General features: G+C 71.1%; 13 protein-coding genes. 9 read left to right on the top strand and 4 right to left on the bottom strand.

The annotated features are described in order from the left end of the window. Nucleotides 1-85: 85 nt before the first annotated feature. Both ACQ3HE_RS14705 and ACQ3HE_RS14700 read left to right on the top strand, forming a co-directional pair. Nucleotides 86-643, top strand: coding sequence for a PH domain-containing protein (locus ACQ3HE_RS14705; protein ID WP_231884331.1), 558 nt, complete (start codon nt 86-88; stop codon nt 641-643). Between the two features lie 129 nt (nt 644-772). Further along, nucleotides 773-1918 carry a 5-(carboxyamino)imidazole ribonucleotide synthase gene (locus tag ACQ3HE_RS14700; RefSeq protein WP_159879431.1) on the top strand — a complete coding sequence of 382 codons (1146 nt, stop codon included), beginning with the start codon at nt 773-775 and terminating at the stop codon, nt 1916-1918. Nucleotides 1919-1980: 62 nt separating this feature from the next. Here ACQ3HE_RS14700 and ACQ3HE_RS14695 read toward each other — a convergent pair whose 3' ends face one another. Both ACQ3HE_RS14695 and ACQ3HE_RS14690 read right to left on the bottom strand, forming a co-directional pair. Continuing rightward, nucleotides 1981-3816: a sulfite reductase subunit alpha gene (locus tag ACQ3HE_RS14695; RefSeq protein ID WP_430893253.1), complete on the bottom strand. Its 1836-nt coding sequence runs from the start codon at nt 3814-3816 to the stop codon at nt 1981-1983. Nucleotides 3817-3839: 23 nt separating this feature from the next. Next, nucleotides 3840-9422, bottom strand: coding sequence for a glutamate synthase-related protein (locus ACQ3HE_RS14690; RefSeq protein ID WP_430893252.1), 5583 nt, complete (start codon nt 9420-9422; stop codon nt 3840-3842). A 390-nt stretch (nt 9423-9812) separates the two neighbouring features. Between ACQ3HE_RS14690 and mvk the strand changes: the two genes are divergently transcribed. The 5 genes from mvk to ACQ3HE_RS14665 are packed head-to-tail and all read left to right on the top strand — an operon-like array spanning nt 9813 to nt 15337. Further along, complete coding sequence (mvk, locus tag ACQ3HE_RS14685) at nt 9813-10751, top strand: mevalonate kinase (protein ID WP_430893251.1); 939 nt, start codon at nt 9813-9815, stop codon at nt 10749-10751. Further along, a complete protein-coding gene (mvaD, locus tag ACQ3HE_RS14680) occupies nt 10748-11806 on the top strand; it encodes a diphosphomevalonate decarboxylase (protein ID WP_430893250.1) in 1059 nt (352 codons plus the stop codon). Before mvk ends, mvaD begins: the two co-directional genes overlap by 4 nt. After that, nucleotides 11803-13020 carry a phosphomevalonate kinase gene (locus tag ACQ3HE_RS14675; RefSeq protein WP_071262515.1) on the top strand — a complete coding sequence of 406 codons (1218 nt, stop codon included), beginning with the start codon at nt 11803-11805 and terminating at the stop codon, nt 13018-13020. The genes mvaD and ACQ3HE_RS14675 overlap by 4 nt, the downstream gene beginning before the upstream one ends. Then, nucleotides 13017-14084, top strand: a complete 1068-nt coding sequence (locus ACQ3HE_RS14670; protein ID WP_079002857.1) for a hydroxymethylglutaryl-CoA reductase — start codon at nt 13017-13019, stop codon at nt 14082-14084. The genes ACQ3HE_RS14675 and ACQ3HE_RS14670 overlap by 4 nt, the downstream gene beginning before the upstream one ends. 59 nt (nt 14085-14143) lie before the next feature. Then, nucleotides 14144-15337 (top strand): hydroxymethylglutaryl-CoA synthase, encoded by a 1194-nt coding sequence (locus ACQ3HE_RS14665; RefSeq protein WP_430893249.1) that lies wholly within the window; start codon nt 14144-14146, stop codon nt 15335-15337. A 221-nt stretch (nt 15338-15558) separates the two neighbouring features. On the opposite strand, the gene ACQ3HE_RS14660 is transcribed toward ACQ3HE_RS14665, so the two are convergent. Both ACQ3HE_RS14660 and ACQ3HE_RS14655 read right to left on the bottom strand, forming a co-directional pair. Continuing rightward, complete coding sequence (locus tag ACQ3HE_RS14660) at nt 15559-17625, bottom strand: acyltransferase family protein (RefSeq protein WP_430893248.1); 2067 nt, start codon at nt 17623-17625, stop codon at nt 15559-15561. 158 nt (nt 17626-17783) lie between these two features. Beyond that, the gene (locus ACQ3HE_RS14655) at nt 17784-18887 is read right to left on the bottom strand and encodes a VIT1/CCC1 transporter family protein (protein WP_079707308.1); all 1104 of its coding nucleotides are present in this window, start codon (nt 18885-18887) and stop codon (nt 17784-17786) included. A gap of 146 nt (nt 18888-19033) precedes the next feature. Here ACQ3HE_RS14655 and purE point away from each other — a divergent pair, with 146 nt between their 5' ends. Together purE and ACQ3HE_RS14645 are read left to right on the top strand one after the other, a co-directional pair. Further along, nucleotides 19034-19555, top strand: a complete 522-nt coding sequence (gene purE / locus ACQ3HE_RS14650) for a 5-(carboxyamino)imidazole ribonucleotide mutase (RefSeq protein ID WP_430893247.1) — start codon at nt 19034-19036, stop codon at nt 19553-19555. After that, nucleotides 19552-20925: an LCP family protein gene (locus ACQ3HE_RS14645; RefSeq protein WP_236555507.1), complete on the top strand. Its 1374-nt coding sequence runs from the start codon at nt 19552-19554 to the stop codon at nt 20923-20925. Before purE ends, ACQ3HE_RS14645 begins: the two co-directional genes overlap by 4 nt. The last annotated feature ends 5 nt before the right edge of the window (nt 20926-20930 follow it).

The following is a 20930-nucleotide window of genomic DNA, read 5'->3' as shown; positions in this document are numbered from 1 at the left end:
GGCGGCCGATGCACGGATGTTCGGGATCGCCGACGGGCGGGGTGGGAGCAGGCGGCGGGTTCCCGCGACTGCTAAGAATGGGAGTATGGCTGATCCCGGTATGACGGGGCCGGGCAGGCCGGCTCCTCCCGCGGCGGCGACCGAACGTGTGGTCGCACGCCTGCGTCCGCATGCCCGGCGGCTCCTGCTCCCCGCCCTCCTGCTCATCGCGGTGAGCGGCGCCGGTGCGTACTTCTTCGGCTCGTTCGACCTCGAGTGGCAGAACTGGGCCGTCCTGATCGGCGGCGGGGTGATCGTGCTGGTCGCCTGCGTCCTGCCGTTCATCGCCTGGCTGTCGGTCCGCTACGTGATCACGACCCGGCGACTGATCGTCCGTCGCGGGTTCTTCGTGCGGACGCGCCAGGAGCTCTACCACGCCCGCGGCTACGGCATCACGGTGCACAAGAGTTGGGTGCAGAGCGCCTTCGGGAGCGGCAACGTCCGGGTGACGAGCGGTGGCGAGGTGCCGGTCGTCCTGAGGGACGTGCCCGGTGCGGTCCTCGTCCAGAACGCCCTGCACGAGCTCGTCGCGGAGAACCAGAGCATCGCCGCGCCGTACCCGGCAGCACCGCCTCCGATGCAGCAGCCACCGGTCCGACGCTGACCGGTGCGGGGCGCGCCCGGCCGGTACGATGTTCGAGTCGGGGCACCCGCCGATCCGCCTCCGGATCCGCCCGTCCCGCCTGCCGAAACGAGACCCGCCGGCCGGTCGCCGGAGAGCTGGAGTGAACCCATGAGCATTCGCGTCGGAGTGATCGGCGGCGGTCAGCTGGCCAGGATGATGGTGCCTGCGGCCGTGAACCTCGGGCTCGACATCCGCGTGCTCGCCGAGCAGGAGGGCATGTCCGCCCGGCTCGCGACCGTCGAGGTGGGCGACTACCGCGACGCCGACACGGTGCTCGCCTTCGCCGAGACGGTCGACGTCATCACCTTCGACCACGAGCACGTGCCGCAGCACGTCCTGCGGGCACTCGTCGACGCCGGTGTGCAGGTGCACCCGGGACCGGACGCGCTCGCCGTCGCCCAGGACAAGCTGCTCATGCGCGAACGCCTGACGGAGCTCGGACTGCCGGTGCCCGACTGGGCGCGCGTGCACGATCAGGAGGAGCTTGCGGCCTTCCTCGCCGAGCACGGCGGGAAGGGCGTCGTGAAGACGCCGCGTGGTGGCTACGACGGCAAGGGCGTCCGTGTCGTCCATGGACCGAACGAGGTCGACGACTGGTTCACGGCGCTCTCCGAGGATGCCAACGGCGGAGCACTGCTCGTCGAGGAGCTGGTGTCGTTCCGGCGCGAGCTCGCCCAGCTCGTCGCCCGGCGCCCGTCCGGCGAGGTGGTGCCATGGCGCGTCGTCGAGACCGTGCAGCTCGGTGGGGTGTGCAGCGAGGTCATCGCTCCGGCGCCCGGCTCGGCTGGTCGGCTCGCCGACACCGCGGAGGAGATCGCCGTGACCGTCGCGACCGCGCTCGGGGTGACAGGCGTCCTGGCCGTCGAACTGTTCGAGACCGACGACGACCGCCTGCTCATCAACGAACTCGCCATGCGTCCGCACAACAGTGGGCACTGGACGCAGGACGGCAGCGTCACGAGCCAGTTCGAGCAGCACCTGCGCGCCGTCCTCGACCTGCCCCTCGGCTCGACGGGCTGCCACCGCGATTGGACCGTCATGGTGAACGTGCTCGGCGGGCCTGCCGAGGGGACGCTCGACGACCGCTACCCGCAGGTCCTCGGTGCGCACCCGGTGGCGAAGGTGCACAACTACGGGAAGGACCCGCGCCCCGGGCGCAAGGTCGGCCACGTCAACGTCGCGGGCGACGACCTCGACGACGTCGTGTACGAGGCACGTGCCGCCGCAGCGCTGCTCGGCGCCGAGAACGCCTGACCGGACGCCGAGCCTGTCGAGGCGCGCCCTTCGACAGGCTCCGGGACCGGTCGAGGAGCGCCTCAGTACACGTCGCGGATGTAGCGCTTCTCGCGCTTCAGCGTGTGCACGTACTCGGCCGCGGCCTCCGTCGAACGCCCGCCGTGCTCGGCGATGAGCTCGTGCAGCGCCTGGTCGACGTCCTTCGCCATCCGTGAGGCGTCACCGCAGACGGCGAAGTGGCCGCCCTCCTCGAGCCAGGCGTAGAGCTCCTTGCCGTTCTCGCGCATCCGGGTCTGGACGTACACCTTCTCTCGCTGGTCGCGGGAGAACGCGAGGTCCAGACGGTCCAGCACCCCTCCGGTGAGCAGCTCGCCCAGTTCGTCCTCGTAGATGAAGTCGTGCGCCCGGTGCTGGTCGCCGAAGAACAGCCAGTTCCGACCGATGGCCCCGCGCTCGCGGCGCTCTTGCAGGAACGAGCGGAACGGCGCGATCCCGGTTCCCGGGCCGACCATGATGAGCGGCGCATCGTCATCCGACGGCACCCGGAAGCCGGCGTTGGCCGAGACGAAGATCCCGCTCGTCCCGCCCTCGGCGACCCGGTCGGCGAGGTGCGTCGACGCGACGCCCCCGTGGGCCCGGTCACCGACGGCGTAGCGGACGCTCGCCACGGTGAGGTGCACCCGCCCGTCGGCAGCCAGCGGGCTGGACGAGATCGAGTAGGCGCGGTGCTGGAGGGGACGCAGGACGTCGAGGAGCGACTCGGCGTCGAACCGCACGGACGTGGAGCGCAGGAGGTCCAGGATGTCCCGTTCGCGCAACCAGGAGTCGAGCGTCTCCGCCTGGGCGAGCGCCAGGATGCCCGCGAGTTCCGAGTCGGGCGCGCGGTCGGCGAGCTCGGCCACGAGGTCCTTCGAAGGGGTCCGGATCTCGAACCCGTGGGTGAGCCGGTCCGCCAGGGTCGAGCCGTCGACGGACTCGTCCGCGCTCGCATCCAGTTCGGCGATGATGGCATCGACGAGCGCCGGGTCGTTGCTCGGCATGACGCCGAGGGCGTCGCCCGCCGCGTACTCGATGCCGCTGTCGGCAAGGTCGAACTCGTAGTGCCGGATCTCCTTCGACGAGGCCGGCCCGGAGAGGACGCGGTTGACGGCGAGGGTCGCGCCGTACGGCGTCTTGCGGGTCCACGGTGAACGCGTGCGGCCGGGCTTCTTCGCCGGTTTGGCGGCCGGCGCGGGAGCGGATGCGGCATCGGCGTCCGTCGGGGCGAGGGCGCCGAAGAGCGACAGGGCCTGCGTGGTCCACGCCGCGGCGGGCTCCTCGTAGTCGACGTCGCAGTCCACGCGCGCGAGGATGCGTTCCGCGCCGAGCTGCTCCAGACGCGTGTCGATGAGCTTGCCCGCCTGGCAGAACCCGTCGTATCCGGAGTCGCCGAGCGCGAGCACGGAGAACTTCAGGCCGTCGAGGCGTGGTGCGGTGCTCGCCTGGAGCGTCTCCCAGAACAGTTCGGCGTTGTCGGGCATCTCCCCTTCGCCGTAGGTGGAGGTGATGACGACGACGTGTCCCATCGCCGGGAGCCGGTCCACCTCGACGTCGTCGAGTCCGATCGTCGTCACCGCCACACCGTAGCCGGAGGCGGCTCGGCCGAGATCCTCTGCGATGGCCTCCGCGGTGCCCGTCTGCGTCCCGACGAGCACGTGCAGGGCGAGCTGCGGTGTCCGGCCACCGGCGTCGGTGACATCGATGGCGCTGGAGCGGACCCCCGCCAGGAATCCGGCGAGCCAGACCCGCTGCTCGGGGCTGAAGGGCGCGTCAGCCGGGATGAACGGGTCGTCTGCGCTGCTGCCGAGCGCGGCGAGCGCCTCGAAGAGCACCGGGCTCGGTGTGCTGGTGGCCGCCGGGGCCTGGGTCGAGGTCATCGTCCCCTCCAGTTCGGGCGCGTTCATCGGGAACCCGCCAGGGTCAGTTCGGCCAGAGCGGCCGATGCAAGGAGTGCTTCGGTGCCACCGGTCGCTGCGGATCGGGTCCGGTTCTTGGCGTGCTGGTGCATGATCCACCCCGTGGTGCCCGGGTGGTCGATCGACAGCACGTTCCGCAGGCGCAGGGCTTCCGTGTAATCGTGGAGGCGCTTCGCGGCGATCATGGCGGCCAGCGCCTCGTCGTCGTACCGTTCGAGCAGCTCTCGAGCCGCCCGCTGCACCCGCTGCATGACGAAGAAGTCCTCAGTGAGGATGAGCGTGCGGACACTCGCCTGCACGAGCGGGTGCGACGGGTCGTCGACGCCGGGCGTGCGGGACATCGCGACCTCCTGGGCGAGCTTCAGCACCGTGTAACTCGTGAGGAGCGCGTAGACGTCCTGCGGGTCGGCCGCGGGCTCGCCGAGTCCGGGGGCGCGACCGCCGCGGACCGGCCGGCGGTCGCGGTAGTCGAGCTTGAAAGTGCGCAGCTGCTGTGCCGCGAGGGCCGCGCCGAGCTCGTCGAGGAGTTCCTTCCGGCTCTTGGCCGCGAGGATCGCGTCGCTGTCCTGATAGAGGAGCAGCGCGCGCGGCATGCCGAACACGAACTGGTGCCTGGCCGTGTCCCAGTCGGCGAGCAACCGGGAGGCGAGCGGCGAGCCGGTCGCCTCGACGTGCCACTCCAGCAGCAGGAGCACGGCGGCCTCGTGGAATGCCGCCTGCTCGCCCTCGGTGATCGATCCGAGGAGGAGGGAGTCCGCGCTGACCTTGCTCGGCAGTTCGCCCCGCGGGTCGTACTGGTAGACGAAGCCACCGCTCATCCCGTTGCCGAAGCCGATCCCGAAGCCGCCGAGGTTCAACACGGCGCCGTTGGTCATGTACTCGCAGGCGTAGTCGCCGACGCCCTCGACGACCGCCGTGGCGCCCGAGTTGCGGACGGCGAAGCGGTCGCCGGCCTCGCCCTGGACGAAGGTGCGGCCACCGGTCGCCCCGAAGAGCGCGAAGTTGCCGATGAGGACGTTGCCGCCGTCCTCCGAGCTGCCGCCGCCGGGGGAGAGGATCGCGATGGTGCCGCCGGATGCGCTCTTCCCGACGCCGTCGTTGCAGGTGCCGGTGTGTCGCCAGTGCAGGCCGTCGACGCAGAACGCCGCGTACGACTGCCCCGCGGAGTGCTCGGTGCGGATGGTCACGGTGTCGGCGGCGAGCGAACGGTGGCCGCGGTCGTCGGTGACGACGGAGGGGATCGCCGCCGCCTGGTCGTCGTCGAGCTCGTGGTTGAGGATGCGCTCGAGGTCGATCGCGAGCTGCCCGCCCACGGAACGCCAGCGGTTGCCGAGTCGGATCCCGCCGTCGGCGTCCTCGGCGCCCAGGTCGAGCGTCGTCCGGCCGTCGTCGAAGAGTCCTGCCCGTACCCGCTCGATGAGGGCGTCGTCGAGCGTGAAGTCCTTCTCCAGGTACACCGGGTCGGTGACGACGACCTCGGGGACGACCGCGAGCATGGCACGCAGGTCGAGGTCCGCGACGGCCGCCGGGTGGTCGACGAGGTGGAGGAGGTCGGTGCGACCGCGGGCTTCGCGAAGCGAGCGGAGGCCGAGGATGGCGAGCCGCTCGCGGACGTCGTGCGCGATGTTCAGGAGGTACTGCGCCAGCGCGCGCGGGTCGCCGTCGAAGGTCTCCGGGTTGGTCGTGAGACCAGCCGGGCACTTCACGTTGCAGTTCTTCGCCATGACGCACTTGAGCATCATGAGCGCAGTGGTCCCGAACTCGAAGCTGTCGCCGCCGAGCAGGGCGGAGATGACGACGTCGCGACCGGTCTGGTGCGCGCCGGAGCAGCGCAGGGTGACCTTCGATCGCAGACCGTTCGCGCTGAGGGCCTGGTGGACCTCGGCGATGCCGATCTCGGCGCTGCGTCCGGCGTACTTGAGGCTTGTCACGGCGGCTGCGCCGGTCCCACCGGTGTTGCCGGCCACGTTGATGACGTCGGCGCCGGCCTTGGCGACGCCGACGGCGATCGTGCCGATGCCCTCGGAGGAGACGAGCTTGACGACGACGCGGACCCGTGCCGCCTTGCAGTCGTGGATGAGCTGCGCGAGGTCCTCGATCGAGTAGGTGTCGTGGTGCGGCGGCGGCGAGACGAGCTCGATGCCGGGCGTGCCACCCCGGGCAGCGGCGATGTCCACCGTCACCTTGGGAGCCGGGAGCTGACCGCCCTCGCCGGGCTTGGCACCCTGGCCGATCTTGATCTCGAGCTCCTGCAGCATCGGGTCAGCGAGGTAACCGGCCCAGACACCGAAGCGCCCGGAGGCGAACTGCTTGATGCGCGAGCCGCGGATGGTGCCGTAGCGGGACAGGTGTTCGCCACCCTCACCGCTGTTCGACATCCCTCCGACCATGTTGGTGCCGTGCGCGACTGCCTCGTGCGCGGTCGCCACGAGGGCGCCGTGGCTCATCGCCCCGGACGCGAGGGATCGGGTGATCTCGCTCGCCGGCTGGACGAGGTCGGTCGAGATGCTCTCGGCACCCTCGACGAGCATCGAGAAGTAGTCGTCGGCGGACCCCGTCGCCTCCACGATGAGGTCGCCACCGGAGATCCAGTGCCCCGTCACCTCGCCACCGAAGCGGTGGACGTAGTACTCGCCGAGCGCCGAGACCCGCGTGAGGTCGCCCGCGAGCGGGCCCGTGAGCTGCAGCCGGTGCCGCCCCTGCTCGGTCCGCGTCGCACGCAGGCCCCGGACGACGATCGAGGAGTTGCCGACGGGGCCGAGCCGGTCGAGCTCGCGAGCGAACTCCTCCGGGGTGGTCAGCCGGGTGATGTCCTCGGGCAGCACGAGCACGTCGCGAAGGGCCGCCGGGCGACGGCGCCGCTCGGTCGTCATCGACTGGACGAAGGAGCGGTAGCCGGGCGTGATCGTGAAGGCGTCGATCTCGTCGTCGTCGAGGGCGTCGAAGGAGGTGTGCTGGTAGGCGTCGTCGTCGATCCCGAACGCGTCCTCGAGGTTCCCGATGGTGTGGAGCCGCAGCGGGTCGTCGCCGAGCGTGCCGCCGTCGCGGTCGACGGCCGTGGTGTCCGCTCGCGGCAGCTGCACGGGCTCCTCGGTGAGGTCGACGAAGCCGCGGACCGCGGTCGTCCCGTAGGAGTGGCCGGCGCCCTCGGCGCGTTCCTTGAACAGGCCGAGGAGCGGGACGTCCGCGTCGCTCGACGTCGTCAGGGCGCGCTGGTGCCAGGCGCTCGCCGTCCGGGCGATCCCGGCGAAGCCGACGCCGCCGACGGGGGCGCGGAGGTGCGGGAAGGCGCGCGCGAGCACGGGGTCGCTCGTGTCGAGGTAGTTCGGCTCGAAGAACTCGCCGCCGATGTAGCTCTCGACGGTGCAGAGGCCGACCCGGCCCATGGTCTTCAGGAGCGACTTCTCGGCGGCGTAGGCGAACCGGCGGAACGCTGCTTCCACCTCGTCGGGGTGCTGCTGCTCGGCGCGGAGGCGGACAGCGAGCGGGTGGACGGCCGACGCACCGAAGCCGAGGGCGGAGGCGACGTGGTGCGAGGACGGCAGCTGGCCGCTGTCGACCACGAGCGACACGCGGAGCCGGAGGCCGTCGTCGATGAGTCGCTGGTTGACGGCCGCCACGACGAGGATGAGCGGCAGGGCGGCACCCTCCGCGTGGACGCCGCGGTCACTGAGGATCGCGATGCCGCCGTTCTCTGCGGCGAACCCGGCGACCGCCGCGGCCACACGCTCGACGGCGGCCTCGAGCGCGTCGGCGTTCGCCTGCGCGTCCACCTCGGGCCGGTAGAGGATGTCGAACCACGCGGCCGGCGACTCGTGCTGAGCGCTGAGGCGCCGCAGTTCGTCCTCGCTGATGATGGGGGATCGGAGGACGAGTTGCTTCGTGCCGACCGTGCCGCTGCCGGGCTTCGGGCCGAGCGCGACCCGGAGGGTCATGCCGTCCGCCTCACGGATGCTGTCGAGCGGCGGGTTGGTCACCTGGGCGAAGCGCTGGGAGAAGTACTTCGCCAGGCCGCCCTCCTGGTCGGACAGGGCGTTGATGGCATTGCCGTAGCCCATCGCCGAGATCCGCTCCTTGCCCGAGGCGAGCATCGGGTCCGTCATGAACCGGAAGCTCTCCTGGTTGAGGGAGTACGCGACGTAGCGCTGCACCTGGCTCAGCCCACCGCGGTAGGCGAACGCGTCGTCCGCCGAGGCCGTCGGTGCCGACACCGGGACGCCCCGGTCCTCGAGCGCATCGAGGTCGGTGGCCGATGCGGCGAGCATCGCCGGGTAGTCCTTGCGCGCCGCGAGGAGCTCGAGCGCCTCGCCCGTGCGGAGGCGGGTGCCCGTGCGGTGGTCGTAGGCGAGCATGCCGCCGGCCTCGATGCGACCGCGGTGGACCACCTCGTCGTCCGGGAACGGCAGCTGCCCGGCCTCGGAGGTGACGCAGAGGTAGTCGGCCGTCTCGACGCTGCGCAGCGGGCGCAGGCCGAGCCGGTCGAGCCGGGCGCCGACGGTCGTGCCGTCGTTGAAGATGAGCGCGGCCGGGCCGTCGTTCTTCTCCTCGACGAGCGAGAAGTACTCGAGCATCGCGCGCACCTCGCGGCTCAGGGTGCGATCGTTCTCCCAGGCCGGGGGCATGACGGACACGACCGCCTCGAGCAGTTCGAGTCCGTCCTCGACCACGCGGCTGTGCAGCGTCTGGTCGAGGCGCGAGCTGTCCGACTGGCCCCTGGCCCGGATGATCTTCCGGCCTCGCGATGCAGCCAGCGCCGTCTCGGACAGACGGTTCTTCCGGTCGGTGTTGAGCTCGCCGTTGTGCGCCATGAGGCGGAAGGGCTGCGCCATCGACGGGTGGGGAGCGGTGTTCGTCGAGAACCGGGTGTGGAAGGCGAGGGTCCTGACCCGGTGCAGGGGGTCGGCCAGGTCGGCGAAGTAGGGGATGACCTCGCCGGAGTTGAGGCGTCCCTTGAGGACCTGGGTGCGCGTGCTGAGCGACAGCGGGTAGAGGCCGTCGAGGGTGAGGTCCGTGTAGGCGGTCGCCTCGATCGCGAGCAGGGCCGCGTGCGCGCGCTGGTCGAGGTCCTCCGTGGAGGCGTCGTCCGAGGGCTCGAAGATCCACTGCCGGATCGGCAGTTGGTACTGCACGGCCTTCGGGCGCAGGACGGCGTCGACCGTCGGCACGGCGCGGGCGAGCAGCACGGTGAAGCCGGCCTCGCCGAGCGAGCGTTCGATGAGCGCCTCGGCGTCACCGATCCGACCGTGGTCGACCGGGAGGAAGACGTTCGCGACGCCGAACCGCCCGGCGACGAGCGGCTTGCCGACGAGGGAGCTGAAGAAGTCGACCGAGAGGTCGATCTGCACGCCCGCTCCGTCGCCGACACCCTCGGAGGACATGCCGCCGCGGTGGGGGATGGCGCACAGGGCGGTGTCGCCGAGTGCGATGACGTCGTGGCTCTGCACGCCGTCCTTGCGGGTGATGAAACCGACGCCGCAGTCGCTCTTGTCGGTCTGGCGATCGACGAGGTCTGGCAGGGGCGACGGTGCGGCGGTGCGCGGGCGCGGTGGAACGGAAGACGAGATCACGACGGGGTACCCCTCGGAATGCGGGCGCTGGACGGCCCGGAGACGGTGAGATGACGGGACCGGATCTACGTCGCTGGAGGGAGGGTCCGTGTCGACGCGGGCGCTGGGTGCGGCGGCCGTCGTCTGCATGAATGGAGGTGTTCCGATACTAACCGGGCCGTCCCGCCCACTCAACCGTAACGAGCCGAACCGGGCCGTTCGGCGTAGGCTGGGTGTTTCCGGTACGCATGGGACACGCCGTGAGCGCTCCGGCAGCTCCCGTCGACGGCCCATCGTGCAGCGCCCGGATGCGCTGCGGGACGGCTCACGAGCCGGCCCCGTGGCGGATCGGATCGCGACCGGACGACCGATGTGCAGCCAGCTGCATGTTTTTCGGACCAGAATGGTGAGATGACGACAGAGCACACGGCTGCGACCGGTCGCGGCTTCGCGCACGCCAAGGCGATCCTGCTGGGCGAGCACGCCGTCGTGTACGGGTCTCCAGCCGTCGCCCTGCCCATCCCGTCGCTCCGGGTCGAGGCGACCGCCCGACGCATCGACGGAGCCTCGGTGCTCGACACCGAGATCTCGCTCGGCCCGCTCGACGCCTCCGATCCGCTCGGGACCACCGTCCTCGAGACCCTCGCGCACGTCGGTGCGGCACCGGCCGGTGTCGAGGTCGTCGTCCGCGGGACCCTGCCGATCGGCCGAGGCCTCGGTTCGAGTGCCGCGGCCGCCAACGCGATCGTCGACGCCGTCGCCGACCTGCACGGCGTGGCGCTCGACGACGCCGACCGGTTCGAGCTCGTGCAGCGCGGCGAACGCGTCGCCCACGGGACGCCCAGCGGTCTCGACGCCCGGGCCACGAGCGCCTCGACACCCATCCTCTTCACCGCCGGCCGCGTCGAGCATCCGCCGATCCGCTTCGGCGGCAGCTTCGTCGTGGCCGACACCGGTGCGCGCGGGTCGACCCGGAAGGCGGTCGCCGACGTCCGCGCCTTCGTCGAGCTGCACCCCGAGCGTGGTCGCGCGCTCCTGGCCGAGCTCGAACGCGGGACCGTGGCGGGCGTCGCCGACCTCGCCGCGGACCGCCGCGACGACCTCGGGACCCGCATGGACGCGGCGCAGGTGGTCCTCGACGAACTCGGCGCCGGCCACCCCGCCATCACCGCGCTCATCGCGGTCGCCGCGGCGAACGGCGCCCTCGGCGCGAAGCTCACGGGCGGCGGGCAGGGCGGATGCATCATCACCCTCGCCGCAGACTCCGCGTCAGCCCGACGTATCTCGCAAGCCCTCCTCGAGGCCGGAGCACTCGGCACCTGGACGATCGACGCGGAGGACTACGCGTGACCCTGACCCCACAGCAGCACGCCGAGACCGCGTCGGTCGATGGCGCCGCGACCGCGTTGGCGAACCCCAACATCGCCCTCGTCAAGTACTGGGGCAAGCGGGACGAGGCGCTCATCCTCCCGTGGACCGGAAGCCTCTCACTGACCCTCGACGCAGCGCCCACGACGACGACGGTGCGACTGACGGACGCAGCCGACGACGTCGTGCTCCTCGGCGGACGAGCCCTCGAGGGCACCGCCCGCTCCCGCGTCACGCGCTTCATCGACCTCGTACGCGCGCTCGCCGGCCGGGACGAGCGCGTCACCGTCGACTCCCACAACGAGATCCCCACGGGCGCCGGCCTCGCCTCCTCCGCCTCGGGCTTCGCTGCGCTGGCGCTCGCCGCATCGACCGCGTTCGGACTCGACCTCGATCGGCGTGCCCTCTCCCGGCTGGCCCGCCGTGGCTCGGGGTCGGCCTCACGCTCGATCTTCGACGGGATCGCCGTCTGGCACGCCGGGCACGACGACGAGAGCTCCTTCGCCGAGGCGGTTCCCGCGCCCGGACTCGATCTCGGCATGGTCCTCACGGTCCTCGACGCCCGGGCCAAGTCGGTCTCCAGTCGCGACGGCATGCGGCGCACGGTCGACACCTCGCCGTACTACCCCGCCTGGGTCGAACGCACCCCCGTGGAACTCGAGGAGATGCTCGCCGCGATCACCCGTGCCGACTTCACCGCGGTGGGCACGATCGCCGAGCGGAACGCGATGCGGATGCACGCCACGATGCTCGGCGCCGAGCCGCCGGTCAGGTATTGGGGACCGGCGAGCGTGGAACTGCTCGATCTCGTCGCAAACCTCAGAGGCGACGGCCTCGAATGCTATGCGACGATGGACGCCGGCCCGAACGTGAAGATCCTGTGTCGAGCCGACGCGGTCGACGAGCTCGCGACTCGGATCCTCGAGGCGCAGCCCGACATCGGCGTCATCCCCGCCAGAGCCGGACGGGGCGCGAGGCTCATCACCTCGGAGCCCGGCGGATCGGCGGGCGAGCAGACAACGGAAGGAGCGCGATGATCGAGATCAAGGCGCCCGGCAAGCTCTTCGTGGCCGGCGAGTACGCCGTCGTCGAACCAGGGCACCCCTCCATCCTCGTCGCGGTCGACCGGTGCGTCACCGTCCGACTCGAGGCGAGCGAGCACGAGGGCCGCATCTTCTCCGACCAGTACGGCCGAGCGCCCATCATCTGGCGTCGCAACCGCAACGGGGTCGTCGTCGAGCACGAGGAACGCCCGCTCGACCACGTCCTCTCCGCTGTGAGCACGATGGAGACCCTCGTCGCCGAGCTCGGCGTCGCGCAGCGGTTCTCCGCGCTGTCCATCACGAGCGAGCTCGACGACGCGAGCGGACGGAAGTTCGGCCTCGGCTCGAGCGCGGCCGTGACGACCGCCACCATCCGGGCCCTCGACGAGTTCTACCAGCTCGACCTCACCCGCACGCAGATGCTCAAGCTCGCGATCCTCGCCACCATCGACGTCGCGCCGGCGGCGTCCGGGGGCGACCTCGCGGCGAGCATGTTCGGCGGCTGGCTCCGCTACACCTCGCCCGATCGGGCGCGGCTGCGGGAGGTGCGCCACCGCGAAGGGGTGCTCGCCGCCCTCCGCGACCCCTGGGCCGAGCTGGGGCTCGAGCGCCTGTCGCCGCCGACCTCGCTCCGGCTCCTCGTCGGATGGACCGGCGAACCCGCCTCGACCACGCGTCTCGTCGACGAACTGCAGTCCCGCAAATGGGCGGAGACCGCCCACTACACCTCGTTCCTCGCGGCCAGTCGCGCCGCCGTCGACGCTCTCACGATCGGCTTGAACGACGAGGATCCGGCCCTCGTGCTCGGTGCCGTCCGCTCCGCGCGCGCGACGCTCGCCGGTCTCGGCCGCGACGCCGGTGTCGACATCGAGACCGCCGCGCTCGCTCAGCTCTGCGACGCCGCCGAGCGCCTCGGCGGGGCGGCCAAGTCCTCCGGTGCCGGTGGTGGCGACTGCGGGATCGCGTTCATCGGCCAGTCCGTCTCCACCGCCGCCCTCGAGGACGACTGGTCGGCGCACGGCATCGAGCGGCTCCCGCTCACGGTGCACCCGCCGACCGGACTCATCGACGCCGCCCACAGCCCGTGGGGGCCGTCGGAGATCAGCCGTACCGACGACGACGCGGTCGAATCCATCAGATCCACCTACGCTCGTGCCTTCGCCGAGCAGCACGACGTCCTCCGGGGCGGAACGGAACCCCACGCATGAGCAACGAACCCGACGGCGTCGCACCGGTCCCACTCAAGTGGATCGGTCCGCTCCACCTGAGCGGCAACGTCATGGAGGGCGAGCAGGAGGTCCCGCTCGCCACCTACGAGAGCCCGCTCTGGCCGTCGGTCCGTCGGGGCGCCCGCATCTCCTCCATGGTCCCCGGCGGCATCCGCGCGACGCTCGTCGACGAGCGGATGAGCCGCTCCGTCCTGTTCGAGGTCGACTCGGCCGGCGACGCCCTGCAGGCACTCCGTGAGATCGAGCGCAGCCTGCCCGAGCTGCAGGCCGTCGTCGCCCAGTCGAGCCACTTCGCAGAACTCATCGAGATCAACTCGCAGATCGCCGGCAACCTGCTCTTCCTGCGCCTCGAGTTCCGCACGGGTGACGCGTCCGGTCACAACATGGTCACGCTCGCGGCGGACCGTCTCATGCCGTACATCATGGAGCGTTGGCCGATGCTCCGCTACGGCTCGATCTCCGGCAACTTCTGCTCCGACAAGAAAGCGACCGCGGTCAACGGCATCCTGGGTCGCGGCAAGAACGTCGTCACCGAGATGACGATCCCGCGGGCGATCGTCGAGCGGTTCCTGCACACGACGCCCGAGCAGATCGTGCAGCTGAACGTGCGCAAGAACCTCGTCGGGACGATCCTCGCCGGCGGCCTGCGCAGCGCGAACGCCCACTACGCCAACATGCTGCTCGCGTTCTACCTGGCGACCGGCCAGGACGCGGCGAACATCGTCGAGGGCTCGCAGGGCGTCACACACGCCGAGGTGCACGACGGCGACCTCTACTTCTCCTGCACCCTGCCGAACCTCATCGTCGGCACGGTCGGCAACGGCAAGGGACTCGGCTTCGTCGAGGAGAACCTCACCCGCCTCGGGTGCCGCGAGGACCGTGAACCCGGCGCCAACGCCCGGCGACTCGCCGTCCTGTGCGCTGCCGCCGTCTGGTGTGGCGAACTGTCACTCCTCGCCGCGCAGACCAACCCCGGTGAGCTCATGGCCGCCCACCTGAAGCTCGAACGCAGCGCGCAGACCGCAGCCGGCGCGCCCGCCTGACCCTCCCACCGCACCGGGGGACCGGTGCATCGTCGACGCTCGAACGGAGCACCCCGCACGTGAACACCAACCAGACCAGCAGCCCCGCCGTCGGCATCGACGACATCGCCTTCGCGACCGGGGCGAACCGCATCGACCTCGCCGAGCTCGCGGGGCGCTTCGGTGTCGAACCCGCCAAGTACTACGTCGGTCTCGGCCAGAGCGAGATGAGCGTCCCGGCCGCCGACGAGGACATCGTCACGATGGCCGCCGCCGCTGCCGCGCCCATCATCGAACGCCACGGCAGCGACCGGCTCAGGACCGTCCTGTTCGCCACCGAGTCCGGGATCGACCAGTCGAAGTCCGCTGGCGTCTACGTGCACCGGCTGCTCGGCCTGCCGCAGGCGGTCCGCGTGGTCGAGCTCAAGCAGGCCTGCTACTCGGCCACCGCGGCGCTGCAGTTCGCTGCTGCGCTCGTGGCGCGGAACCCCGAGGAGACCGTCCTCGTGATCGCGAGCGACGTCGCGCGGTACGAACTGCACTCCAACGCCGAGCCGACGCAGGGCGCCGGGGCCGTCGCCATGCTCGTGGCCGCCGATCCGGCCATCCTCGAGCTCGAGACCGCGACCGGCGTCTACACGCAGGACGTCATGGACTTCTGGCGCCCGAACCACAGTGCGACGGCGATCGTCGACGGCAAGCTGTCCATCTCCGCCTACCAGGACGCGATCGAGGGGGCCTGGGCGGACTACCGGTCACGCGGCGGAGCGGACTTCTCCGAGGTCGACCACTTCTGCTACCACCAGCCGTTCACGAAGATGGCGATCAAGGCGCACCGGCACCTGGCCAAGTCGCTCGGCTCCGAGCGCACCCAGGAGGAGTTGGACGCACAGATCGAGCCGACGACCGGGTACAACCGCCGGATCGGGAACAGCTACACGGCCTCCGTGTACCTCGCACTGCTCGCGCTGCTCGACGGCGACGACGACCTCACCGGTCGGCGCATCGCGTTCCTCAGCTACGGCTCGGGTGCGGTCGCGGAGTGCTTCAGCGGCATCGTGCGTCCGGGCTACCGCTCGGCTCTGCGGAGCGACGCGAACCGTGCGCAGCTCGATGCCAGGACGGTCGTCGACGACGCCCGCTACCTGCAGCTCCTCGAGGATGCGGCGTCGGCCGATGTCCACGACTCCGACCGCCCTCGCGAGACCGGTGCGCCGTTCCGTTTCGCGGGCGTCATCGGCGACCGTCGGCAGTACGAGCCCACCTCCGCCTGACCGCTCCCGCGCCCGTGCTCTCCTGGGTGGTCGCCAGCGCGGTGCGCTGACGTCACCGCGGGTCGGGGACGTCAGCGCGGGTCTCCGGAGGGGCGCGCTCACGCCTGTGCCCCGCGGTCGTGCCGGTTCCGCCGCGCTCGCGTCAGCGCACCGCGCCGACGCCGGGTTCGACACCCTCGCGTCAGCGCACCGCGCTGGCACTCCACCCGATCGGGGACTGGTCACCCTCGGGAGGTGGCGGCTCGGATCCGGTCGACGAGGAACGGGCCCAGGGTCCGCGACCAGGTGGCCGTGATGTGGTGCAGATCGCGATAGACGAGCACGTTCCCGACGGCGAGCGGACAGGTTCCGGCCGCGCAGTACAGCTCGCCGAGATCCACGACCGGCACGGCGCCGTCGGTCATCGCCGCCGTGGCGGTGTTCAGGTCGAACGTCGGGTACGCCTCGGCCACGGGGAAGGCGCACGCCCCCGCGATGAGCTCGGCGGCGCTCGTGCGGTCGACGCACGCCGCGGCTTCGGTCGGCACGCGGGGATTGTCCCGCAGCACCACGATCGACGTCCCCTGCTTGAGCACCGGTCTCCACGCGGCGAGCGTCGCGCCGCGGATCGCGGCCTGTTCGGCCACCGAGGTCTCGTCCGGACTCTTGGAGGTCACCAGGATGATGTCGTACGGCCGCTCACCCGTGAACGCCTCCTGCATGAGCGCCCGCCGGGCGTCGCAGGCCGCCGAGTCGTCGGGTCCCGGTGCCCGCCACTCGCAGCCCTTGCCGACGTACACGTCGAGTCGCCAGTTGCGTGCCTCGAGCTGGTCGACGAGTCCGGGGATGAGCATCGTGGCGTGCGAGTTCCCGGTGAGCGCGACCCGCGTGGCGTCCGGGCGCTCGGAACCGAAGGTGCAGCCGGGGAAGTCCGGTGCGTCGGCCGCCGCGGAGCACCGGAAGGTGTCGCCGGTGTCCTCGGTCCGCACCGACAGCGGCGGCAGGAGTTCGTCCGCCAACGCCGGATTGGTGCAGCCCGACACGGCCGCATCGGCACCGAAACACGGTTCGCCGTCCGCGACGTAGGCGTCCACGGTGCTCGCGAGGGTGCGTTCCTCCGTAGCGACGGTGAGCAACCCCGCGGTCGGGATGCAGAGCACGAGTGCGGTCGCCGCGCCCGCCAGCAGGACGGTCCGTGCGGAGCGTGCGTGCGCGAGGACGGGGGCTCGTCGGACAGGGTCCTCGACGAACCGTTTCGTCAGCGCGGCGAGGATCACGGCGACGACCAGGAGTGCGGCAGCGACCGCCCACCCGAGCGGGTCGCCGAGCGCGACGGGCACGCCGAGCACCCACGGCGCGACCACGATGAGCGGCCAGTGCCACAGATACAGCGAATAGGAGAGATCGCCGAGGAGGAGCGACGCACGTGTGCGCGCAAGGGTCGTCACGGACCACCGGTGGGTCGACGACCCACCGACGATCACGAGGAGCGTCCCGAGGACCGGGAGGGCGGCGGCGATCCCGGGGAACGCCGTCCGCTCGGTGAAGGCGACCAGGGCGACCGCCAGGAGGACGACACCGAGGACGCCGGAGACCGTTCGCCACCGGGTGCGGTGCACGACCACGACCGGCCCGAGGAGCGCGAGCAGACCGCCGGCCGCGAACTCCCAGGCACGGGTCGGCGTGGCGAAGTACGCCGGAGTCGGGTCCGCCGCCGTGTACAGGATCGAGCACAGGAGAGAGGTGGCACCGATGATCCCGAGCGCAACACCGAGGGTGCGGCGGAGGGCCGACGGTCGACGCCGGGTGAGCCACACGCACAGCACGACGACGAGCGGCCAGCCGAGGTAGAACTGCTCTTCGACGGAGAGCGACCAGAAGTGCTGGACCGGTGACGCGGCGCTGCCCTGTGCGAGATAGTCCACGGAGCTCCCGGCCAGGAACCAGTTCTCCCAGGAGGTCGCGCTCGCCACGGTCTCGGTGAAGAACTGCGTCCAGGCGCTCGGCGGGGCCAGCCGCCAGATCAGGACGGCGGTGACGGCGAGGACGAGCAGAGCGGCCGGCAGGAGTCGCCGGATCCTCCGGGCCCAGAACGCCGGGAGGTCGACGCGGCCCGTCTGGTCGGCCTGGCGTGCGAGGTGGCTCGTGATCAGATAGCCACTGACGACGAAGAACACGTCGACGCCGACGTACCCGCCGGGCAGGAGGCTCGACGACAGGTGGAAGACCACGACGGACAGGACGGCGATCGCGCGGAGCAACTGGATGTCGGGCTGCGTTCGCGGAACCGCTCCGAGGAGAGGAGACACGTCGGTCCGGTCCTGCACCTGCCTCACGCGCCCCCCCCGCCCTCCGGGTCGACGGACGGCGGGCTCAGCGTAGGGAACGCCGGTGACGCACTCGTGGACGGCAGATTACGTGTTCGCATCGGCTCCCGGTGTCGCGCGGCGGACGACCGACGGCCGGGTCAGCCGACGTTCGCGCCGAAGAGCAGGCCGAGCACGTAGGTCGCCGCAGCAGCGCCGTACCCGATCGCGAGTTGTCGCAGTGCCCGGCGAAGCGGTGGCCCCCCGGAGAGCAGCCCGACGACGGCGCCGGTGCCGAGCAGGGCCACCCCGACCAGGAGCGCGGCGACCAGCAATGCAGCGACACCCTGCAGTCCGAACAGGTAGGGCAGGACCGGGATGACGGCGCCCGACGCGAAGAAGCAGAAGCTCGAGAGCGCGGCACCGAGCCCGGTCCCGATGGCCTCGTGCTCCATCGCCGTCCGGGCCTCGCGCTGGTAGGTACCGGCGCCGACGCGGGCCAGGACGTCCGCTGCGTGGGCCTCGGCTTCACCGACCTCCATGCCGCGTGCCCGGTAGACGAGCGCGAGTTCGTTCGCGTCGACGTCGAGGTGGGGGAGGGCGTCGTCGGCCGCCGGGTTGGGGCTGGACGCCTCGAGCAGTTCCCGCTGCGACCGGACCGAGACGTACTCGCCGGCTCCCATCGACAGCGCGCCCGCCAGGAGGCCCGCGAGCCCGGCGGCGAGGACGACGCCGTTGCCGACGCCGGTGGCGCTCATGCCGATGACGAGCGCGAGGTTCGAGACGAGTCCGTCGTTCGCTCCGAACACGGCCGCCCGGAAGGTTCCGGACAGGCGGTTGCGTCCTCGGGCGGCCAGGCCCCGGACGACCTCCTCGTGGATCTGCTCGTCGGCGGCCATGCGCTCGGTGGCCGCCCGTTCGGTCGCGTAGGGCGAGCGCGACTCGGCGCGCTGGACGAGCGCCAGGACGAAGACGGATCCGAACCGCCTCGCGAGCCAGCCGAGCAGCCTGGTCCGCAGGTCACCGCGTTGCGGCTTGCCGACGTCCTCCCCGAGCAGGGCGATCCAGTGCGACTCGTGGCGTTTCTCGGCCTCCGCGAGCGCGAGCAGGATGTCGCGCTCCTCACCGCTCCGCCGCCCGGCGAGATCCCGGTAGACGGCGGCCTCGGCGCGTTCGTCGGCGAGGTACCCGCGCCACCGCCGCAGCTCGCGCTGGCTGGGCGGCTCGTGGCGTGCTGCGGATCCGTCCGCGGTCGACGTGCTCATCCGCCGATTGTCCCAGACACCTGTCGACCGGTGCGCTGCGCGGTACCGAGGCGTCCCCGGACTGGGGGCTCCTGGGCGAGGGCTTGTCCGCCAGCTGCGGTGCGTCCTGAGCCGATCTTCAGGCACCGCGATCTACGATGGTGCTCATGCCCGAGAACTCCGCCCCGTCCCGTGACGCCCCGCCGCTCGTCGGCGTCGTGATGGGCTCGGACTCCGACTGGAACGTCATGAGCGACGCGGCGCAGGTGCTCCGCGACTTCGGCGTGCCGTTCGAGGTCGAGGTGCTGTCGGCCCACCGCACGCCCGAGAAGATGATCGCCTACGGCAAAGCCGCCCACGGCCGTGGCATCAAGGTCGTCATCGCCGGTGCCGGTGGAGCGGCGCACCTTCCCGGAATGCTCGCCTCCGTCACCACGCTCCCGGTCGTCGGCGTCCCGGTGCCGCTCTCCCGCCTCGACGGCCTCGACTCGCTCCTGTCGATCGTGCAGATGCCCGCTGGCGTGCCGGTCGCGACCGTGTCGATCGGCGGCGCGAAGAACGCCGCGCTGATCGCCGTCAAGATCCTCGCCACGGCCGACGACGCCCTGCACCAGGCGCTCGTGGCCTACGCCGCGGGCCTCGCCGACTCCGTCGAGGAGAAGAACCGGAACCTCAAAGCGCAGCTATGACGAGTGCAGCCACCGCCGCGAAGCCGATGCGGTATCCCGACACCCGTTCGCGCGAGGTGATGACGAAGCGCGCCTGGTGGCTGGTCCTGCTCAATCTGCTGATCCCCGGCTCCGCGCAGGTGCTCGCCGGGAACCGGAAGCTCGGTCGGTTCGGCCTCGGGTTCACCCTCTTCCTCTGGCTGCTCGTCGTCGTCGGCGTTGCCCTCATGTTCCTCGCCCGCGAGGTGCTCTTCACCCTCGCGACGAATCCGATCGCCCTCACCGTCGCCCAGATCCTCCTCGCCGCCTACGCGATCCTGTGGATCGTGTTGACGCTCGACACCCTGCGGCTCGTCCGCCTCGTGAAGGCCTCGCCGAACGCCAGGCTCGGTGTGGCGCTGTTCACGACCCTCGCCATGGTGCTGGTGGCCGGTGGGGCCGGCTACGGAGCGGTGGTCGCAGGCGCCACCCGCGGGTCGATCTCCTCCATCTTCGGCAACACCGGCCCGTCGGAGCCGCCGGTCGACGGCTACTACAACATCCTGCTGCTCGGTGGCGACGCCGGCCCCGACCGCGACGGCATGCGGCCGGACAGCATGTCGGTCGTCAGCATCAACGCCGAGACCGGGCAGGCGACGACCATGTCGATGCCGCGTGACCTCGTCGACATCCCGTTCCCCGAGGGCAGCGAGATGGCGTCCCTCTATCCGGACGGCTACGACGACTCCTGCGACGTCGACGTCTGTCAGCTCAACTCGATCTACACCGAGATCGAGCTGAAGAACCCCGAACTGTTCCCCAAGGCGACGGCTGAGGCGAGCGAGCCCGGCATCGAGGCGATGAAGCAGGCAGCCGAGGGCATCACCGGGCTGCACATCCAGTGGTACGTCCTCATCGACATGTACGGCTTCGCCACGCTGATCGACACGCTCGGTGGCGTCGACATCGACGTCAAGGAGCGACTACCGATGGACGGCGACGCCGACCTCGAGAACGTCACGAAGTGGATCGAACCCGGCGAGCAGCACATGGACGGCTGGACCGCGCTCATGTACGCCCGGTCGCGGCACTCGACGAGCGACTACGACCGCATGGAGCGCCAGCACATCCTCCAGACGGCGATGCTCAAGCAGTTCAACCCGGCGAACGTCCTCGCGCGCTTCCAGGACGTCGCAGCTGCGGGAGGCGACGTCGTCAAGACCGATGTGCCCCAGGGAATGCTCGGTTACTTCGTGAACCTCGCGCTCAAGACGCGCGAGCTGCCGATCAACTCGCTGCAGTTCGTCCCGCCGACGATCGACCCGGAAGAGCCCGACTACACGCTCATCCACCAGATGGTGCAGGACCAGCTGTTCCCGCCGTCGCCGAGCCCGGAGCCGGACGCCGGCTGAGGCCG

The organism is Plantibacter auratus, from assembly GCF_050587365.1.
GTDB lineage: Bacteria > Actinomycetota > Actinomycetes > Actinomycetales > Microbacteriaceae > Plantibacter > Plantibacter auratus.
Note: the sequence above shows the minus strand (reverse complement) of the source record. Positions and strands in the feature narration are given on the sequence as shown.

Coding starts and splice junctions, on each gene's coding strand:
- ACQ3HE_RS14705 (WP_231884331.1), top strand. CDS start 86: ATGGCTGATCCCGGTATGACGGGGCCGGGCAGGCCGGCTCCTCCCGCG.
- ACQ3HE_RS14700 (WP_159879431.1), top strand. CDS start 773: ATGAGCATTCGCGTCGGAGTGATCGGCGGCGGTCAGCTGGCCAGGATG.
- ACQ3HE_RS14695 (WP_430893253.1), bottom strand. CDS start 3,816: ATGACCTCGACCCAGGCCCCGGCGGCCACCAGCACACCGAGCCCGGTG.
- mvk (WP_430893251.1), top strand. CDS start 9,813: ATGACGACAGAGCACACGGCTGCGACCGGTCGCGGCTTCGCGCACGCC.
- ACQ3HE_RS14675 (WP_071262515.1), top strand. CDS start 11,803: ATGATCGAGATCAAGGCGCCCGGCAAGCTCTTCGTGGCCGGCGAGTAC.
- ACQ3HE_RS14670 (WP_079002857.1), top strand. CDS start 13,017: ATGAGCAACGAACCCGACGGCGTCGCACCGGTCCCACTCAAGTGGATC.
- ACQ3HE_RS14655 (WP_079707308.1), bottom strand. CDS start 18,887: ATGAGCACGTCGACCGCGGACGGATCCGCAGCACGCCACGAGCCGCCC.
- purE (WP_430893247.1), top strand. CDS start 19,034: ATGCCCGAGAACTCCGCCCCGTCCCGTGACGCCCCGCCGCTCGTCGGC.
- ACQ3HE_RS14645 (WP_236555507.1), top strand. CDS start 19,552: ATGACGAGTGCAGCCACCGCCGCGAAGCCGATGCGGTATCCCGACACC.